Origin of the sequence: Streptomyces sp. Edi4 (genome assembly GCF_040253615.1) — a bacterium.
Classification (GTDB): domain Bacteria; phylum Actinomycetota; class Actinomycetes; order Streptomycetales; family Streptomycetaceae; genus Streptomyces.
On the sequence record NZ_JBEJGY010000004.1, the window covers coordinates 2,887,729 to 2,903,248 of the forward strand.

Consider the following 15,520-nt stretch of genomic DNA (forward strand, 5'->3'; position numbering starts at 1 on the left):
CATGCCCCTCGACCACCGTCTCACCCCCGAGCACGAGGAACTTCGCCGCACCGTCGAGGAGTTCGCCCACGACGTCATCGCGCCCAAGATCGGTGACTTCTACGAGCGCCACGAGTTCCCCTACGAGATCGTCCGCGAGATGGGCCGCATGGGCCTGTTCGGGCTGCCCTTCCCCGAGGAGTACGGGGGCATGGGGGGCGACTATCTCGCCCTTGGCATCGCCCTTGAGGAGCTGGCCCGGGTCGACTCGTCGGTCGCCATCACCCTGGAGGCGGGTGTCTCGCTCGGCGCGATGCCCATTTTCCGGTTCGGCACCGAGGAGCAGAAGCGGCAGTGGCTGCCGAAGCTGTGCTCGGGTGAGGCGCTTGGCGCGTTCGGTCTGACCGAGCCGGACTGCGGCTCGGACGCGGGCGGCACCCGGACGACGGCGGTGCGCGACGGCGACGAGTGGGTCATCAACGGCTCGAAGTGCTTCATCACCAACTCCGGCACGGACATCACGGGTCTGGTCACCGTCACCGCGGTCACCGGCCGCAAGGACGACGGCCGTCCGCTGATCTCCTCGATCATCGTGCCGTCCGGCACGCCGGGCTTCACGGTCGCCGCGCCCTACTCGAAGGTCGGCTGGAACGCCTCGGACACCCGTGAGCTGTCCTTCTCCGACGTGCGCGTGCCGGTGGCGAACCTGCTCGGCGAAGAGGGCCGTGGATACGCCCAGTTCCTGCGCATCCTGGACGAGGGCCGCATCGCCATCTCGGCGCTCGCGACCGGCCTCGCGCAGGGCTGTGTGGACGAGTCGGTGAAGTACGCCAAGGAGCGGCACGCCTTCGGCCGTCCCATCGGCGAGAACCAGGCCATCCAGTTCAAGATCGCGGACATGGAGCTGCGGGCGCACATGGCGCGGGTCGGCTGGCGCGACGCGGCCTCGCGCCTGGTGCACGGCGAGCCGTTCAAGAAGGAGGCGGCGCTGGCGAAGCTGTACTCCTCGACGGTGGCGGTGGACAACGCCCGTGAGGGCACGCAGATCTTCGGCGGATACGGCTTCATGAACGAGTATCCGGTGGCCCGCATGTGGCGCGACTCCAAGATCCTGGAGATCGGCGAGGGCACGAGCGAGGTGCAGCGGATGCTGATCGCCCGTGAACTGGGGCTGCCCGCCTGAGGTCCGCGCCGGGTCTTCGCGCTCCCCGGGCCCCGGGTCCCCCGATGGGGTGGTGCCGCTCGCGTCGGCGCCTCGGTGGGGGCCCGGGGCCGCACCCTGTCAGGGTGAATCCCCCGACGTGCCCCAGTTGTGCGAACCGTCCACCCCTGTGGAAGGACACCTCGACCACGGCGCCGGGCGCCGCCGACCGCTGGCACTGGCACTGCGTGCTGTGTCTGCGCACGTACGAACCGAGCGCGTCGCACAAGGTGCGGTTCACATACGCGCCGTTGCGCAGGCAGCTGCCGCTGCTCGGGTAGGGCGGAGCAGGGCGGGCGGCCACTGGACATCGAATGAGGTTAGGCTAACCTTTGTTCGCGTCAGTCAGTGGCCGATCCCCGGCTCGTCGTACGTACGAAAGCGGACACCGTCATGCCCCACGCCCGAGCGTCCCTGCCCACCCGTCGCGGCCTGTTGGCCATGGGCGGAGCGATCGGCATCGGTGCCGCGCTGACCGCCTGCGGCGGTGGCAAGAAGAGCGGGTCGGCCGCCGGCGACACGGGCGCGGGACCGTCCGGCCCCTGGTCCTTCAAGGACGACCGGGGCCAGACGGCGCAGACGAAGTCGCTGCCGAAGAACATCGTCGCCTACACCGGCACCGCCGCCGCCCTCTTCGACTACGGCATCAAGGTCAAGGGCGTCTTCGGGCCCACCAGGACCAAGGACGGCAAGGCCGATGTGCAGGCCGGAGGACTCGACATCAGCAAGGTCGAGATCATCGGCAATGTCTACGGCGAGTTCAACGTCGAAAAGTACGCCGCGCTCGAGCCCGACGTGCTAATCACGGACATGTGGCAGAAGGACGTCCTCTGGTACGTGCCGGACAACAGCAAGGACAAGATCCTCAAGCTGGCGCCGAGCGTGGCGCTGTGGGCCGCCGACCAGAGCATGCCCGCGGCCCTCCAGCGCCGCGCGGATCTCGCCAAGTCCCTGGGCGCGGACCTGAACGCGAAGCAGGTCACCGACGCCAAGGCCGCCTTCGAGAAGGCCTCCGCGCGGCTGCGCGCCGCCACCAGGGCCAATCCCGGCATCAAGGTCCTGCTCGGCTCCGCGAGCCCCGACCTCTTCTATGTCTCCGAGGCCAAGCGGAGCTGCGACACCCGCTACTTCCAGGAGCTCGGCGTCCAGTTCGTCACCCCGAAGGTCGACTCGCAAGGCTTCTTCGAGTCGCTGAGCTGGGAGAACGTCGGCAAGTACCCGGCGGACCTGATCCTCATGGACAACCGCACCGGCACGCTCCAGCCCTCCGACCTCGGCTCCAAGCCGACCTGGGCGCGGCTGCCCGCCGTCAAGGCCCAGCAGGTCGTGCCGCGCCTGACCGAACCGATCTACTCCTACGCGCGCGTCGCCCCCATCGTCGACGCGCTCGCCCAGACCATCGAGAACGCGAAGAAGGTCGCCTGACGATGACCGCGCCGGCCGAGACCGCCACCGCTCCCTTCCGCCTCTTCGATCTGCGCGTGGTACGGGCCCGGCGGCTCGGCCGCTCGCTCGCGCGGGTCACCTTCGGCGGCTTTGGCGACGAGGACCTTTCGTCGTTCGCCGCCGGGGGCCGCGACCAGAGCCTTTCCCTCTTCCTTCCGCGCCCCGGCCAGGACGCCCCTGTCCTGCCGGCCGCCGACGACGCGGGCGGCTGGTGGGGGGCGTATCGGGCGCTGCCCGAGGACGTACGGGCCGTGATGCGTTCCTACACGGTGCGCGCGCAGCGCCGCGAGCCCGACGGCTCCCACGTCCTCGACATCGACTTCGCGCTGCACGACGACGGCGGGCCCGCCTGCCGTTGGGCCGGTTCGGCGCGGACGGGTGACCGGGTCGCGGTGTTCGGGCCGGCCGTCGCGGACAACACGGCGGTACGTTTCCGGCCGCCGGTCGGGACGGACTCCGTGGTCATCTGGGCCGACGAGACGGCGCTGCCCGCCGCCGCGGCCATCCTGGAATGGCTCCCGGTGGGGACCCCCGCGCGGGTCTTCCTGTCCGTCCCGCACGACGAGGACCGGCTTCCGCTCGCCACGGAGGCGGCGGCGGAGGTGACGTGGCTGCGGGGCGAATCGGCGCTCGACTCCGTGCGGGCCGGGGTGCTGCCCGGGTCCTGCCCCTACGTGTGGATCGCCGGGGAGGCGGGCCAAGTGCGGGCGTTGCGGCGCCACTTCGTGGGAGAGCGGGGGGTTGAGCGGGGGCGGGTCACGTTTGTGGGCTACTGGCGCCGGGGGCGCACGGAGGACGAACTCCGCGCGGCAGCGTAGCCCCCGGCCGGGTCGAGGTGACGAACGTGGGCCCGCCCCGACCCGCCGAGCACCACGCCGCGGCCGAAGCCCCCATGCGGGCCGGCACCACGTGGTCAGAGGCGCGGGGAACTGCGCCGACCGGGCCGAAGTCCCCGTGCGGGCCAGAACGGACCCCGCCAGGGGCGCGGGGAACTGCGCGCCCAGCCACGCACGGTCCGCAGCCGGGGCCCCTGGGGCTCCGCCCCAGGCCCCGGGGTGCCCCTCCCCGCCCCTTCCCTAAACCCTCCGGGGGTGCAAGGAAAGACCTTGGGGCTCCGCCCCAGACCCCGTTCGGCCTGAACGGCCTCGTCCTCAATCGCCGGACGGGCTAGGTATGCGGAAGCGGGCCGGCACCAACCCCACCAGGGGCGCGGGGAACTGCGCCAACCGGGCCAAAGCCCCCGTGCGGGCCAGTACCACGTGCTCAAGGGCGCGGGGAACCGCGCGAGGAGCGCCCGCGACCGGCACTCGACCGCCAAGCTCTCAAGGGGCGCGGGGAACTGCGCCGACCGAGCCGGAGCCCCCACGCGGGCCGGCGTGAACCCCGCCAGGGGCGCGGGGAACTGCGCCGTACGGAGCCCAAGTCCCCGTACGGGCCAGCACCGCGTGGTCAGGGGCGCGGGGAACTGCGCGAGCGGCCGGTCACGGGTCCGCGCCCGAAAGCGAGCGCCCCCCGGGGCCCACCGTTCCACCGGGTGGCACGGGGGAAGACCCCCCGTTGAACCACTACTTAGGTTAGGCTAACCTAATTCGAGTTCACGCCCCCAGGAGGACCCGCATGCGTTCCCATCTGCTCAACGACACGACCGCGGAGCACTACCGCCGCTCCGTGACCGAGGGAGTCGAGCGGGTGGCCCGCAAACTCGCCGCGACGCGGCGGCCGTTCACCGGCGTCGGCGTCGACGACCTCGCCCCGCTCATCGACGGCATCGACCTCGACCGCCCCCTCGGCGACGCCTCCGCCGTGCTCGACGAACTCGAGGACGTCTACCTCCGCGACGCCGTCTACTTCCACCACCCCCGTTACCTCGCCCACCTCAACTGCCCCGTCGTCATCCCCGCCGTGCTCGGCGAGGCGGTGCTCTCCGCCGTCAACTCCTCCCTCGACACCTGGGACCAGAGCGCGGGCGGCACCCTCATCGAGCGCCGCCTCATCGACTGGACCGCGTCCCGGATCGGGCTCGGGCCCGCCGCCGACGGCGTGTTCACCAGTGGCGGCACCCAGTCCAACCTCCATTCGCTGCTGCTGGCCCGTGAGGAGGCCAAGACCACCGACCTCGCCCGGCTGCGCGTCTTCGCATCCGAGTGCAGCCACTTCAGCGTGCAGAAGTCCGCCCAACTGCTGGGCATGGGACGGGACGCGGTCGTCCCGGTCCCCACCGACCACGCCAAGCGCATGCAGACCGTCGCGCTGGCCCGCGCCCTTGAGCGCTGCGTCGAGGAGGGCAACGTCCCCATGGCGGTCGTCGCCACCGCCGGCACCACCGACTTCGGCTCCATCGACCCGCTGCCCGGCATCGCCGAGCTCTGCGCCCAGTACGGCGCCTGGATGCATGTCGACGCCGCCTACGGGTGCGGCCTGCTCGCCTCGCCCACCCCGGCCCGCCGCGCCCTGCTCGACGGCATCGAGCGCGCCGACTCGGTCACCGTGGACTACCACAAGTCCTTCTTCCAGCCGGTGAGTTCGAGCGCCGTCCTGGTCCGCGACGGAGCCACGCTGCGCCACGCCACGTACCACGCCGACTACCTCAACCCGCGCCGGGCCGCCGAGGAGCGCATCCCCAACCAGGTGGACAAGTCGCTCCAGACCACCCGCCGCTTCGACGCCCTGAAACTGTGGATGACCCTGCGCACCATGGGCGCCGACGGCATCGGCTCGCTCTTCGACGAGGTGTGTGAACTCGCCGACGAGGGCTGGCGGTTGCTCGCCGCCGATCCGCGTTACGACGTGGTCGTGCGGCCCTCGCTGTCCACCCTCGTCTTCCGCTACATCCCCGCCACCGTCACCTCGCCCGCCGAAATCGACCGCGCCAACCTCTACGCACGCAAGGCGCTCTTCGCGTCCGGCGAGGCCGTCGTCGCCGGGACCAAGTCCGGCGGCCGCCAGTACCTGAAGTTCACCCTGCTCAACCCCGAGACGAGCGTCGAGGACATCGCCGCCGTACTCGATCTGATCGCCGGCCACGCCGAGCAGTACCTGGGAGAGAACCTTGTCCACGCGTCCTGAAACCCCCGGCACGTCCGAGGCGTACGACTTCATCGGGATCGGGCTCGGCCCCTTCAACCTCGGCCTCGCCTGCCTGGCCGAACCCATCGAGGAGCTGAACGGGCTCTTCCTCGAGACCAAGCCGGACTTCGAGTGGCACTCGGGGATGTTCCTGGAGGGCGCCCACCTCCAGACGCCCTTCCTGTCCGACCTGGTCACCCTCGCCGACCCGACCTCGCCCTACTCCTTCCTCAACTACCTCAAGGAATCCGGGCGGTTGTACTCGTTCTACATCCGCGAGAACTTCTATCCGCTGCGTACCGAGTACAACGACTACTGCCGCTGGGCCGCCGCGAAACTGAGCTCCATCCGGTTCAACCAGACCGTCGCCTCCGTGACGTACGAGGAGACCAGCGAAACGTATCTGGTCACGACCACCACCGGCGAGGCCTTCCGGGCCCGGCGCCTCGTGCTGGGCACCGGCACCCCGCCGCACCTTCCCGAACCCTGCCGGGGCCTTGGCGGCGACCTCCTGCACAACTCCCGTTACCTGGAGCACAAGGAGTCCTTGCAGAAGAAGCGGTCGATCACGCTGGTCGGCTCCGGGCAGTCCGCCGCCGAGATCTACTACGACCTGCTCAGCGAGATCGACGTCCACGGCTACCAGTTGAACTGGGTGACGCGCTCGCCGCGCTTCTTCCCGCTCGAATACACCAAGCTCACCCTGGAGATGACCTCCCCGGAGTACATCGACTACTTCCACGCCCTGCCGGAAGCCACCCGCTACCGTCTGGAGACGGCGCAGAAGGGGCTGTTCAAGGGCATCGACTCGCAGCTCATCGACGCCATCTTCGATCTGCTCTACCAGAAGAACCTCAAGGGCCCGGTGCCGACCCGGCTGGTCACCAACTCGGCGCTGAACGCGGCCAGTTACGACGCCACCACGGGTACGTACACGCTCGGTCTGCGCCAGGAGGAGCAGGAGAAGGACTACGCGCTCAGCACCGAGGGCCTGGTGCTCGCCACCGGCTACCAGTACGCCGAGCCGGAGTTCCTTGCCCCCATCGCGGGCCGGCTGCGGCGCGACGGGCGCGGGCGCTTCGACGTGGCCCGCAACTACTCCATCGACACCACCGGGCGCGGAGTGTTCCTCCAGAACGCCGGCGTGCACACCCACTCGATCACCTCGCCCGACCTCGGCATGGGCGCCTACCGCAACGCGTACATCATCGGCGAACTGCTCGGCCGCGCCCACTACCCGGTCGAGAAGTCCATCGCCTTCCAGGAGTTCGCCATATGAGCACCCCCGTCTCCGGCACCCACAGCGCCGACGCCCCCGCCATCGGCCCCTTCGCCTTCCGGCCGCTCGATGCCACCGCCGACGCCGAGCTCGTGCACGCCTGGGTGACGCACCCCAAGTCGGCGTTCTGGCTGATGCAGGACGCAAGGCTCCAGGACGTCGAGCGCGAGTACATGGCGATCGCGGCCCACCCCCACCACCACGCCCTGATCGGGCTGCACCAGGGCGAGCCCGCGTTCCTCATGGAGCACTACGACCCCTCGCGCGTCGAGCTCGTCGGCCTGTACGAACCCCGGCCGGGCGATGTCGGCATGCACTTCCTCGTCGCCCCCACCGACACCCCGGTGCACGGCTTCACACGGGCCGTCATCACCGCCGTGATGGAGCACCTGTTCACCGACCCCGCCACCGAACGTGTCGTGGTCGAACCCGATGTGCGCAACACGGCGGTGCACGCGCTGAACGCGACCGTCGGCTTCGAGGCCGCCGGGCGGGTCGCCAAGCCCGAGAAGGACGCCCTGTTGTCCTTCTGCACCCGAGAGCAGTTCCGTACGGCCCGAGCCGGAGAGGCCCCAGCACGATGACCACCGATACCGACACCGACACTGCCACCGCCGGCACCACGGTCCCCCACCTCACCCCCGCCCGGTGGGCCGAGGCGGGCCGGCAGCTGATCCGCAAGGCGCTCGCCGAGTTCGCGCACGAGCGCCTGCTCACCCCCGAGCCGCTGGCCGACGACCTGCCCGGCGCTCCCGGCCCCGCCCGGCCGGGTGAGACCTCCTACCGCGTGCGCGCCGACGAGGGAACCGTCGAGTACCGCTTCACCGCCTCCCGGCTCGCCCTCGACCACTGGCACATCCGGCCCGAGTCGATCTCACGGCACGACGCGAGCGGCCAACTCCCCCTGGACGCCCTGGACTTCTTTCTCGACCTGCGCTCCTCCCTCGGCCTGAGCGAGGACATCCTGCCGGTGTACCTGGAGGAGATCTCCTCCACGCTCGCGGGCACGGCGTACAAACTCACCAAGGAGCCGGTCACCTCCGCCGAGCTGGCCCGCGCCGGTTTCCAGGCCATCGAGACCGGCATGACCGAGGGGCACCCCTGCTTCGTCGCCAACAACGGCCGGCTCGGTTTCGGCGCCCACGAGTACCTGGCGTACGCTCCCGAGACCGCGAGCCCGGTCCGGCTGATCTGGCTCGCCGCCCGCCGTGACCGCGCCACCTTCACCGCGGGCGCCGGCCTGGACCACGAGAGCCTGATGCGCGCCGAACTCGGCCCCGCGACGCTCGACCGGTTCGCCGCCCAACTGGAGGCGCGCGGGCTGAAGTCGGACGACTATCTGCTGCTGCCCGTGCACCCCTGGCAGTGGCGGAACAAGCTGTCGGTCACCTTCGCCGCCGAGGTCGCCCAGGAGCGCCTTGTGCTGCTCGGCGAGGGCGACGACGACTACCTGGCCCAGCAGTCCATCCGTACCTTCTTCAACACCAGCGACCCGGCCAAGCACTACGTCAAGACCGCGCTCTCGGTGCTCAACATGGGCTTCATGCGCGGGCTCTCGGCCGCGTACATGGAGGCGACGCCCGCGATCAACGACTGGCTCGCGGGGGTGATCGCCGCCGACGAGACGTTCCGCGCCGCCCGGTTCTCGATCATCCGCGAGCGCGCCGCGATCGGCTACCGCCACGAGCAGTACGAGCGGGCCACCGACCGCTACTCGCCCTACCGCAAGATGCTGGCCGCGCTGTGGCGCGAGAGCCCGGTGCCTTCGCTCGCGCCCGGCGAGCGCCTGGCCACGATGGCCTCGCTGCTGCACACCGATCACGAGGGCGCCTCGTTCGCCGGGGCCCTGATCGCCGGGTCCGCTCTGTCCCCCGCGCAGTGGCTGCGCCGCTATCTGGACGCCTATCTCGTGCCGGTCCTGCACTCCTTCTACGCCTACGACCTGGTCTTCATGCCGCACGGCGAGAACGTGATCCTGGTACTCGGCGAGGACGGCACGGTCACGCGGGCGATCTTCAAGGACATCGCCGAGGAGATCGCGGTGATGGACCCGCACGCCGTTTTGCCCCCCGAGGTGGAGCGGATCCGGGCCGACGTGCCCGACGACCTGAAACTGCTCTCCGTCTTCACGGACGTCTTCGACTGCTTCCTGCGGTTCTTGAACGCGGCGCTCGTCACCGAGGGCGTCCTGGAGGAGAGGGAGTTCTGGGGGACGGTCGCCGACTGCGTGCGGGCCTACCAGGACTCCAAGCCCGAGCTGGCCGACCGCTTCGAGCAGTACGACCTGTTCACGCCGGACTTCGCGCTGTCCTGCCTGAACCGCCTCCAACTGCGCGACAACAAGCAGATGGTCGACCTCGCCGACCCGGCGGGCGCCCTCCAGCTGGTGGGGACCCTGCGCAACCCCATCGCCGCCTGACATGGCGGTGCGGGGGCGGGCAGGCCGCCCCCGCACCGCGCGGGTTCGCCGGAGCTCAGACCCAGGGCACCAGCGGCGAGCGGTAGAAGCCGATGCCGAGCGCCGACATCCTGGGGCCCTGCTGCGCGAGGCGCACCTTGTAGGACGCCCAGTCGTGCGTGGCGGCGGGCGACCAGCCGATCTCGGCGATCGACTGGAGCCGGGGGAAGGCCATGTACTCGATCTGGGCGCTGGTGCTCAGCGTCTCCGACCAGATCGGGGCCTCCACGCCGAGCACGGCGCCGGCGGGCACGCCGCGCACGAAGGTGTCCGGGTCCCAGGCGTAGGACTTGTCGACGTCGACGTAGCCGGCCCAGTTGGTGCCCAGCTTCGTCTTCGCGTCGTACTTCATGTCGAGGTAGGCGCGGTTGGCCGGCGACATCACCAGGCGGGTGCCGGCTTGTGCGGCCGCCGCCACGTCCGCCTCGTCACCGGTGGTGCCCCAGTACTGGGCGACCGCCCCCGGCACCGGTGTGGCGTCGACGATCTGGTGCCAGGCCATCACCGTCTTGCCGTACTTGCGCACGACGGGCTGGGCCCGGTCCATGAAGGTGGCGTAGTCCTCCTTGGAGGTGGACTGCGCCTCGTCGCCGCCGATGTGGACATAGCGTCCCGGCGTCATGGCGGCGACCTCGCGCACCACGTCGTCGTAGAAGGCGTACGTCACGTCCTTGGGCACGCACAGCGAGCTGAAGCCGACGTGGGTGCCGGTGTAGAGCGGGGGCGCGACGCCGTCGCAGTTCAGCTCGGCGTAGGAGGCGAGCGCCGCGTTGATGTGTCCGGGGGCGTCGATCTCGGGCACGACCTCCATGTAGCGCGAGGCGGCGTGGTCGAGGATCGCCCGGTAGTCGGCCTTGGTGTAGTAGCCGCCCTTGCCGCCGCCGACCTGGGTCTGGCCGCCGTAGGTGGCGAGCCTGGGCCAGGAGTCGATGGCGATACGCCAGCCCTGGTCGTCGCTGAGGTGCAGATGCAGTTCGTTGATCTTGTAGAGCGCGAGCTGGTCGATGTACCGCTCGACCTGGGCGACGGTGAAGAAGTGCCGCGAGACGTCGATCATCGCGCCCCGGTAGGCATAGCGCGGCGCGTCGGTGACCGAGCCGCCGGCGATCTGCCAGGGCCCGGTCTGCCTGGTCTTCTTCTCCACCTTCGCGGGCAGCAGCTGACGCAGGGTCTGTACGCCGTGGAAGAGCCCGGCCGGCGTGTTGGCCGCGATGGTGACCGAGGCCTGGGTGGAGGTGAGCCGGTAGCCCTCATCGCCCAGGGTCCCCTCGTCGGCGTCGCCGGCGTCGAGCAGCAGACGGATGCCGGTGTTGCCGCGGGCCGTGGTGACGGGCAGGGCGTACCCGGTCGAGGGGCGCAGGATGTCCGCCAGGTAGGCGCCGATCCGCTGGGCCTCGGGCGAGCCGGGGGTGACGCCGATCCGGGTGGCGGAGCCGATGGTGTAGGGGGAGCCGCCGGGTGAGGTGTCGGCGGGGGCGGGCACGATCTGGCCCAGCGGGCGGGGCGCGGCCGCCGAGGCGGGGGCCGCCGATGATCCGATGCCGGTGAGCCCGGCGGCCGACACCAGGACCAGCGAGCCGAGGAGCCGGGCGAATGTCCTGCGCTGTCTCTGTCTCACAAGCGGTTCCCTTCCAAGGGCGCACGCAGCTGTGGGGGGCCGAGCAACCGAACCCTTCCCATGGGACCCGGCGATCCCGGCCGGGTCAAGGTGCCAACCGGCCGGTGGGCAGGGCGGTGCGCACGGGGGACGGCCGTAAGTCGATCATCGCCCTGTCGCCCGGTGGAAGAATCCTTTCATGGCGGAAATCATCCAGAAGGACGGCACGTGGACGTTCGACGGCTCCACGCTGCGGATCGTGCCGGGCAGCGACAAGTCGGTCGGTCTGCTGCGCAGGACGCTCGGGGAGATAGCACTGCCGCTGAAAGCGCTCGCGGGCATCGCGTACGAGCCGGGGCGCAGGAGCGGGCGGCTCAGGCTGCGCCTGCGGGACGGCGCGTGTCCGTTGACGCAGGTCACCGCGGGCAAGCTGCCCGAAGGCTCGGACCCGTACGTCCTGACGGTGGAGACGCGGTCGGCGGCGGTGGCCGAATACATGGTGGACGAGGTGCGCAACGCGCTGCTGCTCGACGAGGTGCCGGACGGTCCGGTCGACGCCTATCTCCTGCCGGGGCCCGCGCTGCCGATGACGGTGGGCGCGGGGGATGGCACGGTCAGCTTCGACGGGCGCACGGTGCGGCTGGAGTGGACCTGGCACACCGACGACAAGAAGGTCGCGGCCGGGCCGGTCAGTCTGGACCTGGACGACCTCACGGCGGTGCACTGGCAGCCCGCGCGGGGTCTGGCCGACGGCCATCTGCGCTTCGTGACCACGGCGAACGCGCCGCGCCTCGCTCCTGGCAGCGACCCGCTCGCGGTCGAGCTGAACGGCTTCAAGAAGGACCCGCTGATGGCGCTGCTCGCCTCGGCCGTGGTGGCCCGGATGCCCCATCCGGGCGCCCCGCAACGGCAGTTGGAGGCCGCCGCGCCGGCCAGGGCGCTGGAGGCGCCGGCTGCCGCGCCCGCCGAGGACCACGACGCCCTGCTGCGCCGGCTGCGGGAGCTGGGCGAGCTGCGGCAGAGCGGGGTCCTGACGGAGGAGGAGTTCACGCTGGCCAAGCAGGCGGTCCTGAAGCGGCTGTGAGAAGGCCGGACGCGGGACCGCCGGCGTCCGGGCCGGCCGCCCCCGAGGGTCGCACCTGGTCCAGACCATGGGCGTGATCATGGAGATCCTGCCCGGAATCGGGCAGGATTCTTGCGTAAGACCCCGTCAGCCCGCAATATCGACGGGTGCTCGAACGCCGCAACCCGTCGTCCCACGACGACCTCGTAGATCATCTGGTGCGCAGCACCGCGCTCCAGCGCGGTGAGGCGGCCCGGGTTGTTCTCGAAGTGCTGGCGTACTTCGACGAAACATGCGAGGAATTCGTGCGCCGGCGCCATCGTGAACTGCAATCTGGTGGCGCGGTCAACGCGGAGATCTTCGAGCGGATCGCGGCCGAGCTGCCGCACCGCGCCGTGGCGCCACCGGAGCTCTCGCTCCGGCAGCTGCGCCGCATCGTCTACGGCTGATCCGCCAACGGGCGGGGCCGGGCACACAGGAACGTTGTACGTCGATGGAGGGGCAGAGACTTTATGTGCGGAATCGTCGGTTATATCGGTAAGCGTGATGTGGCTCCGCTGCTGCTGGAAGGCCTGGCGCGGCTGGAGTACCGGGGTTACGACTCCGCGGGCATGGTCGTCAACACCCCCAAGTCCGGGGCCCTGAAGATGGTCAAGGCCAAGGGTCGCGTCCGCGACCTGGAGGCCCGCGTCCCCAAGCGCTTCGCCGGCACCACGGGCATCGCCCACACCCGCTGGGCCACGCACGGCGCCCCGTCCGACGTGAACTCGCACCCGCACCTCGACCCCGAGAACAAGGTCGCCGTCGTCCACAACGGCATCGTGGACAACGCCGCCGACCTGCGCGGCAAGCTGGAGGCCGAAGGCGTCGTCTTCGCCTCCGAGACCGACACCGAGGTCATCACCCACCTCATCGCCCGCTCCCCGGCCGACTCCCTTGAGGAGAAGGTCCGCGAGGCGCTGAAGGTCATCGAGGGCACCTACGGCATCGCCGTGATGCACGCCGACTTCGCCGACCGCATCGTGGTGGCCCGCAACGGCTCCCCGGTCATCCTGGGCATCGGCGAGAAGGAGATGCTGGTCGCCTCCGACGTGGCCGCGCTCATCGCCCACACCCGCCAGGTCGTCACCCTCAACGACGGCGAGATGGCGACCCTGAAGGCCGACGACTTCCGGACGTACACCACCTCGGGCACGGTCACCAACGCCACCCCCGAGACCGTCGAGTGGGAGGCCGCCTCCTTCGACATGGGCGGCCACGACACGTACATGCACAAGGAGATGAGCGAGCAGGCCGAGGCCGTCGACCGGGTCCTGCGCGGCCGCATCGACGACCAGTTCTCCACCGTTCACCTCGGCGGCCTGAACCTGGACGCCCGCGAAGCGCGCGGGGTGCGCCGGATCAAGATCCTCGGCTGCGGCACCTCCTACCACGCGGGCCTGATCGGCGCCGGCCTCATCGAGGAGCTGGCCCGCATCCCCGCCGACGCCGAGCCGGCCTCGGAGTTCCGCTACCGCAACCCGGTCGTGGACCCCGACACCCTCTACATCGCGGTCTCGCAGTCGGGTGAGACCTACGACGTGCTGGCGGCGGTGCAGGAGCTCAAGCGCAAGGGCGCCCGCGTCCTCGGCGTGGTGAACGTGGTGGGCTCCGCGATCGCCCGCGAGGCCGACGGCGGCACCTACGTGCACGCGGGCCCCGAGGTCTGCGTCGTCTCAACCAAGTGCTTCACCAACACCGTCGTCGCCTTCGCGCTGCTCGCCCTGCACCTCGGCCGCATCCGCGACCTCTCGGTCGCCGACGGCAAGCGGATCATCGAGGGCCTGCGCAAGCTGCCCGGCCAGATCGAGGAGATCCTGGCCATGGAGCCGGAGATCGAGAAGCTGGCCCAGGAGTACGCCGGCGCCCAGTCGATGATGTTCATCGGACGCGTGCGCGGCTACCCCGTCGCCCTCGAGGCCTCCCTGAAGCTCAAGGAGATCTCCTACATCCACGCCGAGGCCTACCCCGCCTCCGAGCTCAAGCACGGCCCGCTCGCGCTCATCGAGCCCGCGCTGCCGACGGTCGCGATCGTCCCCGACGACGACCTCCTGGAGAAGAACCGCGCCGCCCTCGAGGAGATCAAGGCCCGCAGCGGCCGCATCCTCGCGGTCGCGCACCAGAACCAGGAGAAGGCCGACCACACCATCGTCGTGCCGAAGAACGAGGACGAGCTCGACCCGATCCTCATGGGCATCCCGCTCCAGCTCTTCGCGTACCACACGGCGCTCGCGATGGGCCGCGACATCGACAAGCCGCGCAACCTGGCGAAGTCCGTCACGGTCGAGTAGCCGAGACAGGGCGTACGCGCCGTACGCACCGCGTACACCATGAGGGCGGCCTCCGCGAAAGAGCGGGGGCCGCCCTCGCGCGTGCCGGTGCCGCCAGGCGACCGGCGCACCCCGCACCCCGCACCCCGGCGCACGGGTGCATTGCCCCCCTGCACACACGTGGATTCACTTGCGGGGCAAGGGATTTGACGCCGCGTCAGCCAATACGCCGGTTTACGGAATGACGACGACGGGGCGCTGGGCGCGCCGGGCGAGGCGCCCCGCGACCGAGCCGAAGATCCGCCCGACCAGGCCGTGCGTGGAGCCGACCACGATCGCGTCCGCCGCGTACTCCCGACCGACTTCTTCCAGTTCGTGGCAGATGTCCCCGCCGCGCTCCACCAGGATCCAGGGAACCTCCGCGAGGTAGTCGGCGCAGGCCAGCTCGAGGCCGAGGACTTCCGTGCGGTGGTCGGGGACGTCCACGAAGACCGGTGGCTCGCAGCCCGCCCACACCGTGGTGGGCAGCCGGTTGGCCACATGGACGATGATCAGCCCGGAGCCCGAGCGCCTGGCCATGCCGATGGCGTACGCGAGAGCCCGTTCGCTGGAGGTCGAGCCGTCGAAGCCGACGACGACGCCGTGACGGAATGCGGGATCGCAGGAATGACGTGGTTCTGTCGCCGCTTGGAGGTCCGACGTGGGGTCGGCTACCTGCTTGCGGTCCGCTGGTTCGGAGAATTCGTGACCGGCCATGGGTGTCTCGGCGAAAGAGGTCCTCAGTCGAGGGACAAGGGGGGAGCAGGGGACTGACGTGCAACAACGAGTCGGCGGCGTAGCGGTGTCCGGGGGGAGCCGTGTCCGGGAATCATCTTCCCAACCCCATACCCCCAAGGGTACGGCGACACTCCTTCCCCGCCCGAGGACGCCGAACCTTCTCGGCGTTCCCCGGAGCATGCACGAGCCCGCCCCGGATGGCAATGCCCGGTGCCCTTTACAGCCGTCCCCGGCGCCCCACCGTCCGCGCCGGCGGCCGGCCCCTTGCGGATGATCTTCCAGTGACCGGAGCAGCCGCTTCCGCGTTAGGCAGGCGATCACCCCGACCCCGATCAGGAAGCACCT

At 70.5% G+C, this 15,520-nt stretch carries 13 protein-coding genes; 11 read left to right on the forward strand and 2 right to left on the reverse strand.

The window, feature by feature from the left end; translation table 11 throughout:
* Position 1 precedes the first annotated feature (1 nt).
* The 8 genes from ABR738_RS15155 to ABR738_RS15190 all read left to right on the forward strand — a co-directional run bounded on the left by ABR738_RS15155 (position 2) and on the right by ABR738_RS15190 (position 9,390).
* Positions 2–1,162 (forward strand): acyl-CoA dehydrogenase family protein, encoded by a 1,161-nt coding sequence (locus ABR738_RS15155; RefSeq protein WP_350230505.1) that lies wholly within the window; start codon positions 2–4, stop codon positions 1,160–1,162.
* A gap of 104 nt (positions 1,163–1,266) precedes the next feature.
* Positions 1,267–1,461, forward strand: a complete 195-nt coding sequence (locus ABR738_RS15160; protein WP_350230506.1) for a hypothetical protein — start codon at positions 1,267–1,269, stop codon at positions 1,459–1,461.
* Positions 1,462–1,573: 112 nt separating this feature from the next.
* Complete coding sequence (locus tag ABR738_RS15165; protein ID WP_350230507.1) at positions 1,574–2,605, forward strand: ABC transporter substrate-binding protein; 1,032 nt, start codon at positions 1,574–1,576, stop codon at positions 2,603–2,605.
* Between the two features lie 2 nt (positions 2,606–2,607).
* Positions 2,608–3,444: a siderophore-interacting protein gene (locus ABR738_RS15170; RefSeq protein WP_350230508.1), complete on the forward strand. Its 837-nt coding sequence runs from the start codon at positions 2,608–2,610 to the stop codon at positions 3,442–3,444.
* Positions 3,445–4,243: 799 nt separating this feature from the next.
* The gene (locus tag ABR738_RS15175) at positions 4,244–5,692 is read left to right on the forward strand and encodes a pyridoxal phosphate-dependent decarboxylase family protein (RefSeq protein ID WP_350230509.1); all 1,449 of its coding nucleotides are present in this window, start codon (positions 4,244–4,246) and stop codon (positions 5,690–5,692) included.
* Complete coding sequence (locus ABR738_RS15180) at positions 5,676–6,971, forward strand: lysine N(6)-hydroxylase/L-ornithine N(5)-oxygenase family protein (protein WP_350230510.1); 1,296 nt, start codon at positions 5,676–5,678, stop codon at positions 6,969–6,971. Before ABR738_RS15175 ends, ABR738_RS15180 begins: the two co-directional genes overlap by 17 nt.
* Entirely contained in the window at positions 6,968–7,555 is a 588-nt protein-coding gene (locus ABR738_RS15185) for a GNAT family N-acetyltransferase (protein ID WP_350230511.1), read from the forward strand. Before ABR738_RS15180 ends, ABR738_RS15185 begins: the two co-directional genes overlap by 4 nt.
* Entirely contained in the window at positions 7,552–9,390 is a 1,839-nt protein-coding gene (locus tag ABR738_RS15190; protein WP_350230512.1) for an IucA/IucC family protein, read from the forward strand. The genes ABR738_RS15185 and ABR738_RS15190 overlap by 4 nt, the downstream gene beginning before the upstream one ends.
* 55 nt (positions 9,391–9,445) lie before the next feature.
* On the opposite strand, the gene ABR738_RS15195 is transcribed toward ABR738_RS15190, so the two are convergent.
* On the reverse strand, positions 9,446–11,047 hold the full coding sequence (locus ABR738_RS15195; protein WP_350230513.1) for a beta-N-acetylhexosaminidase: 1,602 nt from the start codon (positions 11,045–11,047) through the stop codon (positions 9,446–9,448).
* A 178-nt stretch (positions 11,048–11,225) separates the two neighbouring features.
* Between ABR738_RS15195 and ABR738_RS15200 the strand changes: the two genes are divergently transcribed.
* The 3 genes from ABR738_RS15200 (at position 11,226) to glmS (ending at position 14,419) form a co-directional block, all read left to right on the forward strand.
* Positions 11,226–12,110, forward strand: a complete 885-nt coding sequence (locus ABR738_RS15200; RefSeq protein WP_350230514.1) for a DUF4429 domain-containing protein — start codon at positions 11,226–11,228, stop codon at positions 12,108–12,110.
* Between the two features lie 146 nt (positions 12,111–12,256).
* Positions 12,257–12,538, forward strand: a complete 282-nt coding sequence (locus ABR738_RS15205) for a hypothetical protein (RefSeq protein ID WP_053723696.1) — start codon at positions 12,257–12,259, stop codon at positions 12,536–12,538.
* A gap of 63 nt (positions 12,539–12,601) precedes the next feature.
* The gene (gene glmS, locus ABR738_RS15210) at positions 12,602–14,419 is read left to right on the forward strand and encodes a glutamine--fructose-6-phosphate transaminase (isomerizing) (protein ID WP_350230515.1); all 1,818 of its coding nucleotides are present in this window, start codon (positions 12,602–12,604) and stop codon (positions 14,417–14,419) included.
* 213 nt (positions 14,420–14,632) lie between these two features.
* On the opposite strand, the gene ABR738_RS15215 is transcribed toward glmS, so the two are convergent.
* Positions 14,633–15,154, reverse strand: coding sequence for a universal stress protein (locus ABR738_RS15215; RefSeq protein ID WP_350230516.1), 522 nt, complete (start codon positions 15,152–15,154; stop codon positions 14,633–14,635).
* Positions 15,155–15,520 lie beyond the last annotated feature (366 nt).